Annotated in this window: 15 protein-coding genes; 8 read left to right on the forward strand and 7 right to left on the reverse strand. The window is 73.6% G+C overall.

The genetic code is table 11. The features are described 5' to 3' along the window. Positions 1-111 precede the first annotated feature (111 nt). The 3 genes from JOE38_RS10740 (at position 112) to JOE38_RS10750 (ending at position 2,783) form a co-directional block, all read left to right on the forward strand. The gene (locus tag JOE38_RS10740) at positions 112-780 is read left to right on the forward strand and encodes a hypothetical protein (RefSeq protein WP_204576266.1); all 669 of its coding nucleotides are present in this window, start codon (positions 112-114) and stop codon (positions 778-780) included. 96 nt (positions 781-876) lie between these two features. Beyond that, positions 877-1,944, forward strand: coding sequence for a S26 family signal peptidase (locus JOE38_RS10745; RefSeq protein WP_204576267.1), 1,068 nt, complete (start codon positions 877-879; stop codon positions 1,942-1,944). Continuing rightward, positions 1,941-2,783 (forward strand): LamG domain-containing protein, encoded by an 843-nt coding sequence (locus tag JOE38_RS10750; protein ID WP_204576268.1) that lies wholly within the window; start codon positions 1,941-1,943, stop codon positions 2,781-2,783. Before JOE38_RS10745 ends, JOE38_RS10750 begins: the two co-directional genes overlap by 4 nt. Before the next feature lie 52 nt (positions 2,784-2,835). Here the strand turns inward: JOE38_RS10750 and JOE38_RS10755 are convergent, their stop codons facing one another. The 7 genes from JOE38_RS10755 to JOE38_RS10785 form a co-directional block, all read right to left on the reverse strand. Beyond that, positions 2,836-3,819, reverse strand: coding sequence for a nuclear transport factor 2 family protein (locus tag JOE38_RS10755; RefSeq protein ID WP_204576269.1), 984 nt, complete (start codon positions 3,817-3,819; stop codon positions 2,836-2,838). A gap of 316 nt (positions 3,820-4,135) precedes the next feature. Then, on the reverse strand, positions 4,136-4,828 hold the full coding sequence (locus JOE38_RS10760) for a hypothetical protein (RefSeq protein ID WP_204576270.1): 693 nt from the start codon (positions 4,826-4,828) through the stop codon (positions 4,136-4,138). Between the two features lie 125 nt (positions 4,829-4,953). Then, on the reverse strand, positions 4,954-5,598 hold the full coding sequence (locus JOE38_RS10765; protein WP_204576271.1) for a TasA family protein: 645 nt from the start codon (positions 5,596-5,598) through the stop codon (positions 4,954-4,956). Beyond that, complete coding sequence (locus tag JOE38_RS10770; protein ID WP_204576272.1) at positions 5,598-6,245, reverse strand: signal peptidase I; 648 nt, start codon at positions 6,243-6,245, stop codon at positions 5,598-5,600. Before JOE38_RS10770 ends, JOE38_RS10765 begins: the two co-directional genes overlap by 1 nt. Then, positions 6,242-7,039, reverse strand: coding sequence for a sortase (locus JOE38_RS10775; protein WP_204576273.1), 798 nt, complete (start codon positions 7,037-7,039; stop codon positions 6,242-6,244). The genes JOE38_RS10770 and JOE38_RS10775 overlap by 4 nt, the downstream gene beginning before the upstream one ends. Before the next feature lie 115 nt (positions 7,040-7,154). Then, positions 7,155-7,856 (reverse strand): TasA family protein, encoded by a 702-nt coding sequence (locus JOE38_RS10780; protein WP_204576274.1) that lies wholly within the window; start codon positions 7,854-7,856, stop codon positions 7,155-7,157. A 140-nt stretch (positions 7,857-7,996) separates the two neighbouring features. Then, on the reverse strand, positions 7,997-11,392 hold the full coding sequence (locus JOE38_RS10785) for a DUF7507 domain-containing protein (RefSeq protein WP_204576275.1): 3,396 nt from the start codon (positions 11,390-11,392) through the stop codon (positions 7,997-7,999). Positions 11,393-11,797: 405 nt separating this feature from the next. Here JOE38_RS10785 and dnaK point away from each other — a divergent pair, with 405 nt between their 5' ends. The 5 genes from dnaK to JOE38_RS10810 all read left to right on the forward strand — a co-directional run bounded on the left by dnaK (position 11,798) and on the right by JOE38_RS10810 (position 17,160). Further along, positions 11,798-13,669, forward strand: coding sequence for a molecular chaperone DnaK (dnaK, locus tag JOE38_RS10790; RefSeq protein WP_204576276.1), 1,872 nt, complete (start codon positions 11,798-11,800; stop codon positions 13,667-13,669). Continuing rightward, on the forward strand, positions 13,666-14,337 hold the full coding sequence (locus JOE38_RS10795) for a nucleotide exchange factor GrpE (protein ID WP_204576277.1): 672 nt from the start codon (positions 13,666-13,668) through the stop codon (positions 14,335-14,337). The genes dnaK and JOE38_RS10795 overlap by 4 nt, the downstream gene beginning before the upstream one ends. 120 nt (positions 14,338-14,457) lie before the next feature. Then, positions 14,458-15,471: a DnaJ C-terminal domain-containing protein gene (locus tag JOE38_RS10800; RefSeq protein ID WP_204576278.1), complete on the forward strand. Its 1,014-nt coding sequence runs from the start codon at positions 14,458-14,460 to the stop codon at positions 15,469-15,471. A 19-nt stretch (positions 15,472-15,490) separates the two neighbouring features. Continuing rightward, positions 15,491-15,946 (forward strand): heat shock protein transcriptional repressor HspR, encoded by a 456-nt coding sequence (locus JOE38_RS10805; protein WP_204577181.1) that lies wholly within the window; start codon positions 15,491-15,493, stop codon positions 15,944-15,946. Then, positions 15,943-17,160, forward strand: coding sequence for a class I SAM-dependent methyltransferase (locus tag JOE38_RS10810; protein WP_204576279.1), 1,218 nt, complete (start codon positions 15,943-15,945; stop codon positions 17,158-17,160). Before JOE38_RS10805 ends, JOE38_RS10810 begins: the two co-directional genes overlap by 4 nt. Positions 17,161-17,176 lie beyond the last annotated feature (16 nt).

Below are 17,176 nucleotides of genomic sequence, written 5' to 3' on the forward strand. Positions count from 1 at the left end.
TTGCGCGATTCCCAAGTAGCTGTATCTTCGAGTTACTTGCAAAGCGAGTCACCGAGCTTCCTCCCCAGGGGCTCACCCCGCCCCTCCCCCCTACGCACCCGGAGTCTGACCATGTCGCACCACATCGCCGCCGCCGCCAAGACCAAGCGCGTCCGCTTCGCCCCCCTCGCCATCGCCGGCGGCGTCGCCGCCGCCGTCCTCCTCTCCGTCTCGATGTCCGGCACGCTGTCGGGCTTCGTCGCCTCGATCACCAACGACACGAACACGGCGGCCTCCGGCTCGCTCGTCATGCAGGAGTCGCAGGCCGGCGCCAACGGCGCCGCGACCGTCACCTGCCTCAGCACGAGCGCGACGTCCGGCGTCGACTCCAACGCCGCCACCTGCTCCACCATCAACAAGTTCGGCGGCTCGACCACGATGATCCCCGGCCAGACGGTCACGAGCGTCGTGAACATCAAGAACGTCGGCACCTCCAAGGCCTCGACCTTCACGCTGACCCCCGGCGCCGCCTGCACGCAGACCAAGAACGGCACCGTCAACGGCTCGGCCACCGACTTCTGCTCCAAGCTCAACGTCGTCATCACCGCGGCCGGCAGCGCCACCCCCGTCTACTCGGGCACCGCCGCGGCCCTCGCCGGCTCCTCCGCCAAGACGCTGACCGCCCTCGCCGCGACCGCGAGCACCGACTTCACCTTCGCCGTCACGCTCGACGCCTCCGCCGGCAACACGTACCAGGGCCTCGGCGCCTCGCTGCCCCTCACCTGGACCTTCGCCAGCTAGTCCCCCCTGCCAGTCCCCCAGCTGGATCCCCCGCGGGGCCGCCGAGAGGCGGCCCCGCACCCATCCCCTCGAAGCCCCTGACCCGGGAGGCGCACCATGACCGACATCCAGGACCGCTCGACCGCCCCGACGGCCGACGCCACGGCGCTCGACGCCACGGCGATCGACGCCCTCGAGCTCGACCTCGAGCTGGAGATCGACCTGGACCTGGAGCTCGACCTCGAGCTCCGCGCCGAGGACCTGCACCTCGACCCGGCCGCGGTCCTCGTCCCCCTGGTCCCCGCCCCCGCCCCCGCCCTCCCCGTGCGCGGCGCTACCCGTCGCGCCGCACGCGCCTCCCGCACGATCCGCCGCCGCACCGTCCTCATGTGGGCGGCCACCGTGATCCTCACCGCCCTCGTCGCGACGACGCTCCTCTTCCAGGCGTCCGGCGGCCGCTGGTTCGTCGTGCAGACCCCGTCGATGGGCACCACGGCCCCGGTCGGCACGCTGCTCCTCACGACCCCCGTCCTCCTCGAGGACGTCCAGCCGGGCGACGTCGTCAGCTTCCACCCCTCGACCACCCCGGACGAGACCTACACGCACCGCGTCATCGCGGTCGACGCCGACGGCCTCACCACGCAGGGCGACATCAACGGCGCGGTGGATCCCTGGAAGACCGACCAGGCGCACCTCGTCGGCGAGGCCACCACGATCCTCCCCGGCTTCGGCTGGCTCGCGAAGGGCGTGCCGCTGCTGCTCGCCGGCTTCGTCATCGTCTTGATGCTGACCCGCCTCATCGGCTCGCCCACGCACCGCGCCTCCATGCGCATGCTCGGCGGCGCGCTGGTCGCCGCGTTCACGGTCTTCCTGCTCAAGCCCTTCGTCGGCCTCGTCGTCCTCGACGCCGCGACGCGTGGCAGCGACGTCGAGGCGACCGTCGTCTCGACCGGCATGCTCCCCATCCGCATCGCGGCGGAGGGCGGCACCCACGCCACGCTCGCCGCCGGCCAGGTCGGCACCATCACCGCCCCCGCCGGCGAGGCCGGGCGCTTCTACGACGTGTCCTCCACGCTCGACCTGCCGCTGTGGGGCTGGATCCTCTTCTTCGGCATCTGCGCGCTCCCCCTCCTCTGCACGCTCGTCGTCGGCCTCCCCGCCGAGCGCGAGGAGCGTCGCGCGTGAGCGTCGCCTCCCGCCTCGCCGGGATCGCCGCCTCCGTCTCCGCGGTCGCGCTCGGCGCCGTGCTCCTCCTCGCGCCCGGCACGAGCGGCGCCTACAGCGCCGCCATCACCAACACGAACAACACCGCCGCGTCGTCCGCCGCCTTCTTCACCTGCTCGAGCGCCTTCGCGGCCGACAAGGCGAACGCGCTGTTCGCCTACCCGCTCAACGAGGCCTCGGGATCCACGACCGCCGTCGACGCCGCCACCGGCTCCTACCCGGGCACGTACCGCGGCGGCATGACGAGCGACACGACGAGCAGCCGGGCCTGCGCCCGCGACACCGGCGGCGCCTACGTGCTCGACGGCAGCGACTTCGTCACGAACGCCCTGCAGGCGCAGGGTCCGTCGACGTTCAGCACCGAGGTGTGGTTCAAGACGACCGTCAAGGGCGGCAAGCTCATCGGCTTCGGCAACTCGCAGTCCGGATCCTCGTCGGCCTACGACCGCCACACCTACGTCTCCACGACGGGCCAGCTGGCCTTCGGCACCTACAACGGCGGCTACCAGACGATCACGAGCTCCGCCAACGTCGCCGACGGCGCCTGGCACCACGTCGTGGCCACGATGTCGCCCGCCACGGGCATGACCCTGTACCTCGACGGCGCCCGCGTCGCCCAGAACACGGGCTTCACCGCCCCGGAGAGCAACAGCGGCTACTGGCGCATCGGCTACGACAACACCTCGGGCTGGCCGAACGCCGGATCCAACTACTTCGTCGGCAGCATGCGCTTCGCGGCCGTGTACAAGACGGCGCTCACCGCGACGCAGGTGCAGAACCACTACACCGCCGGCCGCTGACGCGACGACGGGACGGCCGGATGGCCGTCCCGTCGTGCGTGCGATCGATGGATCAGCTCGCGGGCACCACGTCCCAGTGCTCGCGGATGAGGCCGCCGTCGACCCGGAAGATGTCGGCCGCCAGGAACGGGTCGTCCGCCTTCGCGCCGACCGGCTGCGAGAAGGTCCAGACGAGGTCGTCATCGGCGATCGAGATCACCGACTGCTGCGCCGGGAACTGCGCGCCGCCGGAGAAGAACGCCTTGAGCGCCGCCGTGCCGTTCGCGGCGACCGTGTTGTGCTGCAGGTACGCCGGGTCGAAGGAGCGGTCGAGCACGCTCGCGTCGTGATCCCGGAAGAGCGTGTCGTAGGCGCCCACGGCCAGCTGCCGGTTCGCCTCCTCCTGCTGCTCGGTGAGCTCGGGCGCGTCCGCCTCGCCCTGGTAGAGGTCGCTGAACATGGTGTTCGTGTTGCCGCTCGCGGGCGTGCCCTGCGGCACCGGCTGGTGGAACGACCAGACCGCGGTGACCTTGCCGTCCGCGAGGCGGAAGAGGTCGACGGCCGCTTCGCCGGTGCGCTCGTCGTCGGGCTTGGAGGTGATCTGGTAGTGGACCGCCACGAGGTCGCCGTCCGCGGCGATGTGCTTGACCACGGCCTGGGCGCCCGGCACCCGCTGGTGCGCGCTGGCGAACTCGTCGAGGAACCCGCCGGGGCCGGCCTTCGCGCCCGTCCCGTTCGCGGTCGCGTCGGGCGCGATGGTCGCGATCGCGGCGGCGTTCGCCGCGGCGGAGGAGGGATCCGGGAACGCGGCGGTGAACAGCGCCGAGATGGTGTCGGCGTTGCGGTCCTCGGCGTCGGAGTCGGTGCGGTCGGCGGTCGTGCCGCCGTCGCCCGATGCGGTGGGGCCGGTGGTGGCGACGGCGGTGGTGGCGTCGGGGGCGGCGTCGGTCGCGGCGGAGGCCGCGCCGGGAGCCGAGCATCCGGCGAGGATGACCACGCCGGCGAGGGCGGCGGTGCCGCGGGCGAGCAGGGAGACGGGGATTCGTTGAACGCTCATGCACATACGATGCGGCCCGCGGCTGGAGATCTCCGATGTGCATGGATGCGGCGTCCGACGGCTGTTCCTGGTACGCCGCGCGCGAGGCGGATCGTCCGGTGCGGGTCGCGCGGGCCTGCCCGCCCGCCCGATCGTCGCTCCGTTCCGAAGCCCATGCGCCGGGTCCGAGTCACCCGGCAGGGGCCCCCTCGCTGCGCATGCGAGGGGGCCTCGCTGCGCCCGGACCCGCCGTGTCCGAGGGCGCACGACGAACGGCCCGGCGTCGTGGGCCGGGCCGTTCGAGGTGGTGCTGTCCGGGGTCGAGCCCGGGAGGGTGCTACTTGGTGTTGACGGTGATCTTGGCGATGCCGACGACGAGCTGGTCGGTGACCGCGGTGGTGCCGAACGTGCTGTTCAGCAGGGCGGCGGCGTCGGGGCTGACCTTGACGGTGGTGCCCTCGAGGACGGCGTTGTCGCCCTCCATCTGGAGGGGCTTCAGGGTCGTGCCGTCGAGGTTGAAGATGTAGACGTCCTTCATGACCTCGCCGTCGCCGACCTGGACCGATCCGGTGAGGCGGCTGGTGCCGGGGTCGATGACGAAGTCGGTGAGCTTCACGACGGTGGAGCCGGCGGTGAGGCTGATGCCGGAGCCGGCGTGGTCGATCTCGCCCTGGACGTAGGGGCGGTAGGACTGCTGCGGGTCGAAGTACTTCACGTTGCCGCCGGTGATGGGGAACGCGAGGGTGCCGGTGGCGCCGTCGAGGGTCGCGCCGCCGATGACGCCGGGGGTCAGGCCCAGGGTCGTGAGGGCGCCGGTGAAGCCGGAGTCGAGGGTGACCTGCGTGTTCACGCCGGTGAGGGTCGGGATCGTCGCGAGCGGGGTGGGGTTCGCCTCGGTCGTCGCGGTCGCGGCGGGCTGGGACGAGCTCGAGGACGAGGGGCTCTCGGCGGGGGTCGAGCAGGCCGCGAGGCCGACGACGAGGAAGCCCGCGGTGGCGAGGCCGAAGACGGACTTGGTGAGGTTGCGCATGATGGATCCTTTGTTCTCAGGGCGGCCGACGTGGTCGCCGGTTGGAGTCGGATGGTGCTTCGGCGCCCCTCGCCGAGGCGATGGGTCCCGTGATGCTTTCGTGATCTCGCGGGTCCCGATCCGGGTCATCGCTGCATGCCGAGGCGCTGGTCGCCGTCGACCCGGAGGGTCACGGATCCAGTCGTGCCCTGGGCGGTCGTGGGTGCGGACTCGGCCAGACGCACCGTGACGCGCAGGTAATCCCGGCCGCCGACCGCGCGAGCGGGGGAGGCGGGCAGCGCGAACCGCCCGGTCGCGGGGCGGTCGGCGACGACGGAGGTCGTCGTGCCGGAGCAGACCGCGGTGCCGGGTGCGCCCGTCCACGCGACCGTGCAGCGGTCGAACGCCACCTGGAGGCCGTCGGACGTGCTCGCGACGGCCGTCCCGCCGAGCGTGACCCGGAGCTCCCGCGCCGCGACGGTGCCGGTGTTCGCGAGGTCCACGAGACGCACCTGGGCGTCGCCCGGCCGCAGCCCGGTGATCGGGACGGCGAGCTGATCGGCTCCGCCCCCGCCCCAGTCGAGCTCCACGGCGCCCGCGCCCACGGTGACCCGCGACGTGGAGCGGTCGGTGAACACGGCGTACGCGGTGCCGGCGCCCGCGAGGGCGAGGACCACCGCGATCGCGGGGACGAGCAGAGGACGGGCGCGGCGGATCCGGCGGCGTGCGGCACGGCGGCCGTGCGGCGCGGGCGCGGCGGGGGCGGCGGGCGCGGCGCGATGGCGGGGCATCAGGCCGGCTCGCCGGTCGTGCGCGGCGGACGACGCCAGATGACCGTCAGCAGCCAGATGGTGCCCGTCGCGCCGACGACCGCGAACGCGATCGCGCGGGTGATGGGGTCGCCGAGCCAGACGAACGGCCAGCCGAGGAAGGGCACGACCGACGTGCGCTCCCACACGGCGTCGTCGCCGATGGTGACGATCCACGGATCGGCGGAGGGGTTGTTGTCGCCCTTGGTCTGGATGGCGAGCCGGTCGTCCGACCAGCCGTCGAGGTTCGCCGCGTCCTCCGGGCCGAAGACGTGCGTGACGCGGTGGATCACCCGCACGCGCGGGCCGCTGGGGGCCGTGAAGACGACGACGTCTCCTTCCGCCACCTCCGCGCGGGGCGTGGGGGCGGTGATCGCGAGGGAGCCGACGGGCATGCCGGGCGCCATCGAGTTCGACAGGACCGGGACGAAGCGGGTGACGCCGAGCGCGGAGAGCGCGACGACCGCGATCACGGCCAGCCCGACGGCCGCCGTGAGGAGCCCGCCGAGGGCCCCGAGGGCGCGGCGGGCCGGGCTGCGGCGGGCCGGGCTGCGGCGGGCCGTGCTGCGGCGGGCCGGCGCTGCGGCCGGGGCGGCGGGCGCGACGTCGGCGGCGCGGTCGCGGGTCACGAGCCGGCCTCGACGGTGCGGCGTCGGCGGCGGCCGGCGAGCAGCAGGATCCCGCCGCCGAGCAGGGCGAGCAGGGCGCCGGCCAGGGCGGAGGCGATGTCGCGGCCGGTGACGGGGAGCAGATCGCGCGGGGCGTCGGCGGCCGGGGCGGATCCCGCGGGCGCCGTGCCCGTGCCGCTCCCGTCGCCCGGGCCGGTCCCGGACCCCGTGCCGGTGCCGCCGCCGGTGGACGGATCCGTGCCGGTGCCCGCCTCGTCGACGAGGGCGAAGCCGATGCGCACCATGCCGGCGGTGGACTCCATCCCGTTGTCGGCGCCGGACGGGAACCGCACGCGCACGGCGATGCCCACGGTCTCGCCTCTGCCGAGCGGGGTGCGCGTGACGACGCGGTCGAGCGTGGCGGCGGGACCGGATCCGAGGCGCTCGACGGGGCCGCGGCAGCGCATGGGCGCCGTGAGGGTCTCGAAGCCGTCCTCGCAGAGCCGGACGGACAGCTGGATCCCGCCCAGGGCGTCGCCGGTGAGGGCCATCGAGCGCATCGAGTCGAGGCGGACGGCGAGCGGCGAGGCGTCGCCGGAGACGTTGGTGACGTCGGCGGCCCAGTCGACGGTGTCGCCCGGGGCCAGGTCGTCGAGCGGGATGTCGGGGCCGGTGAGCTCCTCGACCTGGAGCGAGGGGGAGTCGACGGCGGTGGGGCTCCCGGCGGCGCGGGCCGGGGCGGCCGGGGCGGAGGCGACCAGCGTCAGGCACAGGGCGGCGGCGGCGATGGCGCCGGTGCCGTGGTGTGCGCGCATGGTCGGGTCCTCCGGGGTCGGGGCGGATGAGGGGTGGTGCGGTGGGACAGGGCGACGCGCGGGGGCGACGCCGGGCGATCGGGCCCCGGCGCATGCCGGGGCCCGATCGGGGCGATCAGCGCTGCAGGCCGTCGCGCTGGATCGCGGCTGCGGTGAACGTCAGCGACGCGGCGGCGTTCTCGTAGTCGTTGTCCGCGGTGTCGGGCAGCTGCAGGACCATCAGGGTGTTGAGCGCGACGTCGGCGGTGTCGCTCGGGAAGGTGCCGTCCGCCGTCGGCGTGACGCCGAAGTCCGCCGGCGTGAGCGTGGTGGAGTTGCCCGCGCCCGTGATCGACGCGAGGGTGCCCGTGCCGGTCTGCTGCACGGTGCCGGAGCACGTGTACGCGCCCACGGGCGCGGTGGCCGCCGTCCACTCGCCGCCGACGCAGGTCTGCAGCGAGTAGGTGAGCCCGGCGGCCCCGCTGACGATGGACTCGCCGCCTCCGGCGAGGGCCGGGTCATCGGTGCCGGGGGTCTCCGCCGTCACCGCGTAGGACAGCTGCACGGCCGCGACGAGGTCGCCGTCGTTGGTCGCGTCGGGCAGCTCGAGCAGGATCGGCCGCTGGACGGTGTCCCCGGGCGCGATGTCCGCGACCGTGTAGTCACCCGTGGCGACGATGTCCAGCTGACCCGCGTCGGCCTGGAGGGTCGCCGTGTCGGAGTCCGTGAAGATGGCGAACGCGCCGCCGGTGATGATCGTGCCCACGGCGACGACCGCGCCGGTGGCGACGATCTTCTTCCAGGGGCGACGACGCTGGGGTGCTGTGGTGGTGCTCATGGTGGTTCCTCTCGATGGGTCTCGTGGTGCGCGATGTGCGCGGGTGGTGCTGCTGTTCGTGCTGGTGCGGTGATGGACGTGTCGATGGAGGCGCGCCGGATCCGGGGGCGGATGCGGCCGGGGGGCGCGGAGGGCGGGCATCAGCAGCCCACCGCGGAGACGGCCGCCGGCTGGGCGACGGCGACGGAGGGCGCGCTCGGGACGCCGAGCCAGCGCTGCAGGTCGGGCCGGACGCGCCACTGGTAGGAGCGGGACTCGCCGAGCCGGTCATCCGAGAACGAGGTGACGGCGCCGGCGAGACGGGCGACCGTGACCCACGCTCCGGGCGTCGTGCCCGCGAGGCGCCGCTCGACGAGCTGGTCGGTGGCGCCCGGGACCGCGCTCCAGGCCAGCGTCGTGACCGGGCGGCCGGCGACGCAGCTCGCCGTCGCGGCGGTGACGGTCGTCGTGCTCGTCCAGGTGCCGGTGGATGCGCCGAGGCTGGCGTCGTCCCGGTGCGTGAAGCCGCGGGGCACGAGCGGGGCGGGGTCCAGGAACACCGTGATGGTGGAGGTCGCGGCGATCCCGGTGCCGGGCGCCGCCGGGCGGTCGGTGATCGCGTACGCGACGACGGTGGATCCGGGCGTCCCGGCCGCCGGCGGTCGGTACGTGCAGAGGGCGGTCGTGCAGCTGAACGAGCCGGGCAGCGCGGCGGGCGGGGTGGCGCCCGTGATCGCGAGCGCGTCGCCGTCCACGTCGGTGTCGTTCGCCCGCGGGTCGATCGTCACGTCCGGGCCGCCGATCGTCGCGACCAGCCGGTCGGCGCGGGCGACGGCCGTGCGGTTGACGGGCGTGACGGTGATCGTGACCCGCACGTTCCAGGTGCCCGCGGCGCTCTGCAGCGCGTAGTCGAAGACGTCCACGCCCGTGAAGCCGTCGACCGACCGGTACGTGCAGCGTCCGCGGTCCGTGCCGCTCGCGACGCACGTGACGCTGCCGGCGGTCGGCGACGCGGGCACGGGTCCCGCCGCGCCGCCCACGAGCGCCGGCGTCGCCGAGAGCTGCGCGCGGCTGAGGGTCGCGCCTGCCGCGGCGGGCCCGTCGTTGGCGAGCACGTCGACCACCACGGGCACGCCCTGCGGGGTCGTCGCGGCGTCGGCCAGCGGGTCCGCCACGGCCAGCACGGTCGCCGTCGCGGTGCGGCTGATCGGCCCGGTCGGCGCCGTCGCGGTGGCGGTCGCGGTGTTGACGATGGATCCGGCCGCCACGTCCGCGGTCGTGGCCGTGTACGTGGCGGTCGCCGTGACGACCTGGCCGGGCGCGAGCGTGCCCGCGGTGCCGGGCCACGTGTACGCCAGGGCGGAGACGCCGGCGCGCGGATCCGCGATGGAGACGCCCGTGAGCGTCGTCGACCCGGTGTTCTGCAGCCGGAACGCGTACGTCACGACGCCGCCCGCGGCCGGCACGTTGCCGGGCGTCGCGGTCTTCGTGAATGCCAGGGTCGCCGTGCGGTCGAGGGTCACGGTGCGGGTCGCGGAGGCCTGCGCCTGCGTGCCGCCGGAGCTCGTGCCGCGCACGGTCGCCGTGTTCGCGATCTGCCCCGCGTCGACGTCGGCCTGCCGCACCGTGTAGCTCGCGGTGCCGGTCGCGGTCGCGCCGACGGCGAGCGTGCCCGCCGTGCCCGGCCACGTGTACGTCACGGCCGACAGCCCGGGCAGCGGATCCGTGAGCGCCACCCCGGTCAGCGGCACGGTGCCGGTGTTCCGGATGGAGAAGGAGTAGGCGACCGTGGCGCCCGCCACGGACCCGCCCGTGAGCGTCGCGCCCTTGGTGAGGCTGAGGGCCGCGGATCCGTTGACGGGCGTGCTCGTCGACGAGCTCGCGGTCGGCGCGGCCACCCCGGCGAAGGTCCTCCCGGAGACGGTCGCGGTGTTGACGATCGGCGTCGCGGCGTCCACGTCGGCCTGGGTCACGGTGTACGCCGTGGAGGTGAAGGTCTGGGACGCGCCGGGCGCGAGGGTCGTGGAGGCGGGGCTGATGCCGGTGACGCGCGGATCCGCCACCGCGACCGTGTACAGCGACACGTTCCCGGCGTTGCGCGCCACGAACGAGTACGCGATCCGCTCGCCGACGTCCGCCCGGCCGTTGCCGTTGGAGTCGGTGAGCACGCCGGTCTTCGTGAGCGCGAGCGCGGGGGCGGGCGCCACGATCGGCGCGGTCGCGGAGCTCTGGTTGCTGGTCACGCGCGCGAGCAGCGTGTTGGTGCCGCTCGCCGTCGCCGTGTTCACGAGCGTGCCGGACATGGCCTCCGCGGGCGTCACGACGTGGCCGCCCGTGCACGTCACCGACGTGCCGACGAGGAACACGCCGAGCCCGAGCAGGCCGCCGGGGCAGGAGACCGACGACACCAGGGGATCGCTCACGGACACGTTCGAGAGCGTGAGCCCGCCGGTGTTGGCCATCACGAACTGGTACGGGATCGTCTGCCCCTCGGCGTAGGCCGCGGGCTGCGCGGTCGACCGGTCGATCTGCTTCACGAGGGTGAGGGCGGTCAGGTTGTCGAGGCTCGAGACGCTGACCTCGCGGATCAGGTGCGTGTCCGTGAACGTGCCCGTGGAGGCGAGGTAGCCGAGCTTGTAGGAGGAGGGGGCGGCGGTCGTCATCGTGTACTGGACGACCTGCGTGAGGGAGGCGGTGGATGCGCCGGCCGTCGCGCCCACGTAGACGGTGACGACGGGGAGCCGCGCGGACGAGACCGTGATGCGGATCGTGCGGCCGAGGTCGGTGGTCGGCGTGCTCAGCGTGGTGGTGGCGCGCAGGCTCGACGCCGGCGAGGCGCCCGTCAGATAGCAGTAGCCGGTCGTGCCCTGGCCGGGTCCGCGCAGCGCGACCGTGTTCGGGCGCTGGCCGATGCCGGCGTTGACGCAGCCCGTGCCGCGACCCTCGGTGGGGCTCGAGAAGTTGCCGAACGCGTCGAGGCCGACGCCGAGGTAGCCGCCCGCGACGCCCGGCGCTGTGGTCTGGGCGTAGCCGAGGGATCCGCCGGCCGGGCCCGCCGCCGTCAGCGGCACGGATCCGTCGGTGAGGAAGAAGCCGATGCCGTCCGCGCCGCCGGACGACGTGCCGTACTGGTACTGGTCGAACTTGATGTCGAGCCCGCCGCTGGCCGGGATCGCGTTGTCGTAGACGACGCCGCCGACCGCGCTGGCGCGGTTGTCGGTGAGCTGGAGCGCGCCCGGGTTCGCGCTCGCGGGCAGCGACTGGGCGCGGCTCGAGCAGACCCCGAGCGTCGAGCCGCTGCTCGGGGCCGAGGTCGCGCGGGTGAGGCACGCGCTGCCGAGCGGCTTCCACGCGGCGTCGGCCACGCTCGTCCCGCTGAACGACTCGGCGATCAGCTGCGACGCCGCGGTCGCGGTCTGCGCGGGGAGCGCGATGAGGAGCGCAGCTCCGACGGCGGCCGCCGCGAGCGCGGCCAGGCGGCGGATCCCGGGGCGGGAGCGCGCGCCGGTGGCGACCGGACGCGGACCGGCGGCATGGCGCGCACGCGTACCGACCATGTCGACCACCCCCTGGAGACCACGTCCTCATGAAGGGCGCCGAGAGGCCCCCCGGCCTCGCGTCGGCAACGCTAAATCAGCCGGTCGACGCAGGAAAAGGGACCCAGTAGCGATCTAGGTGAACCAGTAGCCCCCGTCTCGTCCCTCCGGCCCCCCGGTCGGGGCACACCGACCCGGCGAGGGCGGTACGCGACGCGTCGATCCTGTGAGTTGAGCCGACATCGCTCAACTCCGGGCACCACGACTTGACGCTCGCGGAGGCTCCGCTAGAGTTGAGTCATCGCGGCTCAAGTAGCACGCCGCTGACGAAGCGGCACCGCGAGCGAGACTCCGCGGGACACCCGCGTCACCACACGAAGCGACCCCGTGATCCGGGGCCTCGCGGCAATAGAAGGAGAACACCCCATGGCTCGTGCAGTAGGAATCGACCTGGGTACCACCAACTCGGTGGTCTCGGTCCTGGAGGGCGGAGAGCCCACCGTCATCGCCAACGCCGAGGGCGCGCGCACCACGCCGTCCGTCGTCGCGTTCACCAAGGACGGCGAGGTGCTGGTCGGCGAGACCGCCAAGCGCCAGAACGTCACCAACGTCGACCGCACCATCTCGTCCGTCAAGCGCCACATGGGCACCGACTGGACCGTCGGCATCGACGACAAGAAGTACACGTCGCAGGAGCTGTCCGCCCGCATCCTCGGCAAGCTCAAGCGCGACGCCGAGCAGTACCTGGGCGACTCGGTGACCGACGCGGTCATCACCGTCCCCGCGTACTTCAACGACGCCGAGCGCCAGGCCACGAAGGAGGCCGGCGAGATCGCGGGTCTCAACGTGCTCCGCATCATCAACGAGCCCACCGCGGCGGCGCTCGCCTACGGCCTCGACCGGGGCAAGGAGGACGAGCTCATCCTCGTCTTCGACCTCGGCGGCGGCACGTTCGACGTCTCCCTCCTCGAGGTGGGCAAGGACGACGACTTCAGCACGATCCAGGTCCGCTCCACCGCGGGCGACAACCGCCTCGGCGGCGACGACTGGGACCAGCGCATCGTCGACCACCTCGTCAAGCGCTTCAAGGAGTCGACGGGCGTCGACGTCTCGAACGACAAGATCGCCAAGCAGCGCCTCAAGGAGGCCGCTGAGCAGGCGAAGAAGGAGCTCAGCTCCTCCACCAGCACGAGCATCCAGCTGCCCTACCTCTCCCTCACGGAGAACGGCCCGGCCAACCTCGACGAGACGCTGACCCGCGCCAAGTTCGAGGAGCTCACGAACGACCTGCTCGAGCGCACCCGCAAGCCCTTCGAGGACGTCATCCGCGAGGCCGGCGTCTCGGTCGGCGACGTGGCCCACGTGGTCCTCGTCGGCGGATCCACCCGCATGCCCGCCGTCGTCGACCTCGTGAAGAAGCTCACGGGCGGCAAGGAGCCCAACAAGGGCGTCAACCCGGACGAGGTCGTCGCCGTCGGCGCCGCGCTCCAGGCCGGCGTGCTGAAGGGCGAGCGCAAGGACGTCCTGCTCATCGACGTCACCCCCCTGAGCCTCGGCATCGAGACCAAGGGCGGCATCATGACCAAGCTCATCGAGCGCAACACGGCCATCCCGACCAAGCGCAGCGAGACCTTCACCACGGCAGACGACAACCAGCCGTCCGTGGCGATCCAGGTCTTCCAGGGCGAGCGCGAGTTCACCCGCGACAACAAGAACCTGGGCACCTTCGAGCTCACCGGCATCGCCCCGGCGCCCCGCGGGATCCCGCAGGTCGAGGTCACCTTCGACATCGACGCCAACGGCATCGTGCACGTGTCCGCCAAGGACAAGGGCACCGGCAAGGAGCAGTCGATGACCATCACGGGCGGATCCTCGCTCGCGAAGGAGGACATCGAGCGCATGGTGCGCGAGGCGGAGGAGCACGCGGCGGAGGACAAGACGCGCCGCGAGCAGGCCGAGGTCCGCAACAACGCGGAGCAGCTCGCCTACTCCATCGACAAGCTCATCAAGGAGAACGACGACAAGCTGCCCGAGGACGTCAAGTCCGAGGTCCAGGGCGACGTCGACGGCCTGAAGAGCGCCCTCGCCGGCGACGACGAGGACGCGGTCAAGACCGCCTTCGACAAGCTGTCCGCCAGCCAGACCAAGCTCGGCGAGGCTATCTACGCGCAGGGCCAGCAGGAGCAGGCCGCGGGTGAGACCCCCGAGGGCGCTTCCGAGGCGAAGAAGGACGACGAGGACATCGTCGACGCCGAGGTCGTGGACGAGGACGACGAGGACAAGAAGACCGACCGATGACCGAGGACACCGCGAACGGCGAGGGCCGCGGGCCCGACGACGTCACGCCCGAGGGCCAGGGGGCCGAGCAGTCGGCGGCCCCCTCGGCCCCGGCCGGGTCCGACGCGCAGGCGGCTGACGCGGCCGAGGCGGCCTCCGTCCCCGGCGTCGACGGCGCGTTCGTCGAGGCCGAGGGCCCCGACGTCGAGACGACCGACGCCATGGACGAGGAGCTGCAGGACCTCATCGAGCAGACGCGCGCCGAGCCCGCCGAGGGCGACAGCGAGCACCTCGCGGACCTGAAGCGCGTGACCGCGGAGTACGCCAACTACCGCAAGCGCACCGAGGCCAACCGCGAGATCGAGCGCCAGCGCGCGGTCGGCGACGTGGTCAAGGGCATCCTCCCGGTGCTCGACGACCTGGATCGCGCCGAGAAGCACGGCGACCTCGCGGAGGGCGGGCCGCTCACCGCGATCGTCGCCAAGCTGCGGACGAACGTGGAGCGCATCGGGCTGGTCAAGGTCGGCGCCGTCGGCGACGCCTTCGACCCGCAGGTGCACGAGGCGATCTTCCAGAAGCCGAACCCCGAGGTCCAGGTGGACACCGTCGCGGACGTCGTCGAGAGTGGCTACTACATCGGCGAGACGCTGCTGCGGGCCGCGAAGGTCGTCGTCGACAAGCCGGAGTAGCGCCATCAACCGCAGCATCGATCCGGCTGCACCCATCCCGGTCCGGGCGTCCGCACGCGCGGGCGCCCGGACCGGGTCGTGCGGCCCCCACCACGAGACGACGAAGAAGGGAGGCGTCTGATGGCCAGCCAGGACTGGTTCGACAAGGACTTCTACAAGGTCCTCGGAGTGTCCAAGGACGTCTCGGAGGCCGACCTCAAGAAGGCCTACCGCAAGCTCGCGCGGCAGTACCACCCGGACAGCAACCCGGATCCGTCGGCCGAGGCGCGCTTCAAGGAGATCAGCGAGGCGCACGCCGTGCTGGCCGACAAGGAGCAGCGCAAGGAGTACGACCAGATCCGCGCGATGGGATCCGGCGCGCGATTCAGCGCACCCGGCGCCGGCGCGCCGGGCGGCGGGTTCGAGGACGTGTTCGGCGGCATGTTCGGCCAGCAGGCCGGCGGCCGCGGGCGGCGTGCGGCCGGGTTCGGATCCGGCCAGCCGCAGTACAGCCAGGGCGGGTTCGAGGACATCCTCGGCGGCATGTTCGGCAACGGCGGCTTCGGCCAGTCGACCGGCGGCTACCGGGGCTACGGCGCGCCCACCAAGGGCCGCGACGTCACGGCGTCCACCACGGTCGACTTCCTCACCGCGGTGCAGGGCGACGTCGTGCGCCTGCAGGACTCCGACGGCCGCCCCCTCACGGTGCGCGTGCCGGCCGGCGTCTCCGACGGGCAGAAGATCCGCCTCGCCGGCAAGGGCGAGCCGTCGGGCGACGGCGGCGCGTCGGGCGACATCATCCTCACCGTGCACGTGCGACCGCACCCCGTGTTCGAGCGCGACGGGCTGAACCTCCGGGTCAACGTGCCCGTCACGTTCCCCGAGGCCGCGCTCGGCGCGACCATCGAGGTGCCCACGCTCGGCGGCGACCCGGTGCGGCTGAAGGTCGCGCCCGGCACGTCCAGCGGCAAGGTGCTGCGCGTCAAGGGCCGCGGCGTCACGACCCCGAAGGGCACGGGCGACCTGCTCGCGCGCATCGAGGTCGCGGTGCCGTCGCGCCTCACCGACGCCCAGCGCGTGGCGCTCGACGCGTTCGCCAGCTCGGGACCCGACGAGGACCCGCGCCGCGAGCTCATCGAGCGGGCCAGGAGCTGACGTGGATCCCCGCGACACGATGGACGAGGACGCCCCCGTCTTCGTGATCTCCGTGGCGGCCGAGCTGTCGGGCATGCACCCGCAGACGCTCCGGCAGTACGACCGCCTCGGCCTCGTGTCGCCCACCCGCACCGCCGGGCGCTCCCGCCGCTACTCGATGCGCGACATCGTGCAGCTGCGGGAGGTCGCCCGGCTGGGCGCGGAGGGCGTGAGCCTGGAGGGCATCGCGCGGATCCTCGAGCTCGAGAACCAGGTGAGCGAGCTCCGCGGGCGCGTGCGCCAGCTGGAGTCGGCGCTCGCCGACGAGCTGCTGTCGCGGCCCGGCCGCCGCGTGTTCGCGGCGCGCGGCGACGGCGACGTGGTGTCGCTGCGCGCGGGCGTGCGGCCCTCGCGGCCGACCGAGGTCGTGCTGTACCGGGCGGCGCTCGCCATGCCCGGCGACGACCGCGACGGCTCCGGGCGCGACGCGCGGTGAGCGACGCTCCCACCACGTCATCCGCTGCCGACGACCTGCTGGACCTCGGCGCGCTGCGCCGCCGGCCCGACGTCGAGGCCGAGAACCTCTTCGCCGTGGACGCGGCCGACCGGCTGCTCCTCGACGAGCTGATCGCGCTGCTCGACGCGGCCTCCGACACCGGCCGTCCCGTGCGGCCGGAGGAGCTCGTCGTGATCGGCGACCAGTACGGCGCCCTCGCGCTCGGCGCCGCGGCCGCGCTGCGCCGTGCGGGCGCCGTGGATCCCGTGCGCATCCGCGTTCACCAGGACGCCCTCGCCTCCGAGACCGCGCTCGACCTCAACGCGGAGCTGCTCGGCGAGACCGCGGAGATCGCCCACCACGGGCTGGACGACGCGCTCGCCGCGGGCGCCCGGGTCGTCGTCGCGCGCCTGCCCCGCAGCCTCGACGCCCTCGACGAGTGGGCCGGGGCGGTCGCGCGTGCCGCGGCCGACGACGTGACCGTGCTCGCCGGCGGCCGCGTGAAGCACATGACGCCCGCGATGACCGAGGTGCTCCGCCGCCGCTTCGGCGACGTGCACGCGACGCTGGCGCGGCAGAAGTCGCGGATCCTCGTGGCGCGCGAGCCGCTCCCCGCGACCGGCGACGAGGTCGACGCCTACCCCCGCCGCGAGTCGCACCCCGACCTCGGCCTCGAGGTGCGCGCGCACGGCGCCGCCTTCGCCGGATCCAAGATCGACATCGGCACGCGCTTCCTGCTCTCCTTCCTCGCCGACCTGCCCGCCGACGCCCGCGTCGCGGTCGACCTCGGCTGCGGCACGGGCGTCATCGCGTCGGCCGTGGCGCTCGCGCTGCCGGATCTGCGGGTCGTCGCGACCGACCAGTCGTGGGCGGCCGTCGACTCGGCGCGCGCGACCGTCGCCGCCAACGGGGTCGCGGAGCGGGTGACCGTGGTGCGCGACGACGCCGGATCCACCGTGCCCGACGGATCCGCCGACCTCGTGCTCCTGAACCCGCCGTTCCACACGGGCGCGACCGTGCACGCGGGCCTCGCCCCGCGCCTCTTCGCCGCCGCGGCCCGCATGCTCCGACCCGGCGGCCAGCTCTGGACCGTCTACAACGGCCCGCTCGGCTACCGGCCGCAGCTGACGCGCATCGTCGGCCCCACGCGCGAGGCGGGTCGGAACGCGAAGTTCACGGTGGCCGTCTCGACGAAGCCGGATCGCCGGGCCTAGCCTCGGGTCCACCGCG

Origin of the sequence: Clavibacter michiganensis (genome assembly GCF_016907085.1) — a bacterium.
Lineage (GTDB): Bacteria > Actinomycetota > Actinomycetes > Actinomycetales > Microbacteriaceae > Clavibacter > Clavibacter michiganensis_O.

Excerpts from the sequence above, each read along its gene's own strand:
- JOE38_RS10740 (WP_204576266.1), top strand. The coding sequence starts at position 112 with ATGTCGCACCACATCGCCGCCGCCGCCAAGACCAAGCGCGTCCGCTTC.
- JOE38_RS10745 (WP_204576267.1), top strand. The coding sequence starts at position 877 with ATGACCGACATCCAGGACCGCTCGACCGCCCCGACGGCCGACGCCACG.
- JOE38_RS10755 (WP_204576269.1), bottom strand. The coding sequence starts at position 3,819 with ATGAGCGTTCAACGAATCCCCGTCTCCCTGCTCGCCCGCGGCACCGCC.
- JOE38_RS10760 (WP_204576270.1), bottom strand. The coding sequence starts at position 4,828 with ATGCGCAACCTCACCAAGTCCGTCTTCGGCCTCGCCACCGCGGGCTTC.
- JOE38_RS10765 (WP_204576271.1), bottom strand. The coding sequence starts at position 5,598 with ATGCCCCGCCATCGCGCCGCGCCCGCCGCCCCCGCCGCGCCCGCGCCG.
- JOE38_RS10775 (WP_204576273.1), bottom strand. The coding sequence starts at position 7,039 with ATGCGCGCACACCACGGCACCGGCGCCATCGCCGCCGCCGCCCTGTGC.
- JOE38_RS10780 (WP_204576274.1), bottom strand. The coding sequence starts at position 7,856 with ATGAGCACCACCACAGCACCCCAGCGTCGTCGCCCCTGGAAGAAGATC.
- JOE38_RS10785 (WP_204576275.1), bottom strand. The coding sequence starts at position 11,392 with ATGGTCGGTACGCGTGCGCGCCATGCCGCCGGTCCGCGTCCGGTCGCC.
- dnaK (WP_204576276.1), top strand. The coding sequence starts at position 11,798 with ATGGCTCGTGCAGTAGGAATCGACCTGGGTACCACCAACTCGGTGGTC.
- JOE38_RS10795 (WP_204576277.1), top strand. The coding sequence starts at position 13,666 with ATGACCGAGGACACCGCGAACGGCGAGGGCCGCGGGCCCGACGACGTC.
- JOE38_RS10800 (WP_204576278.1), top strand. The coding sequence starts at position 14,458 with ATGGCCAGCCAGGACTGGTTCGACAAGGACTTCTACAAGGTCCTCGGA.
- JOE38_RS10805 (WP_204577181.1), top strand. The coding sequence starts at position 15,491 with ATGGACGAGGACGCCCCCGTCTTCGTGATCTCCGTGGCGGCCGAGCTG.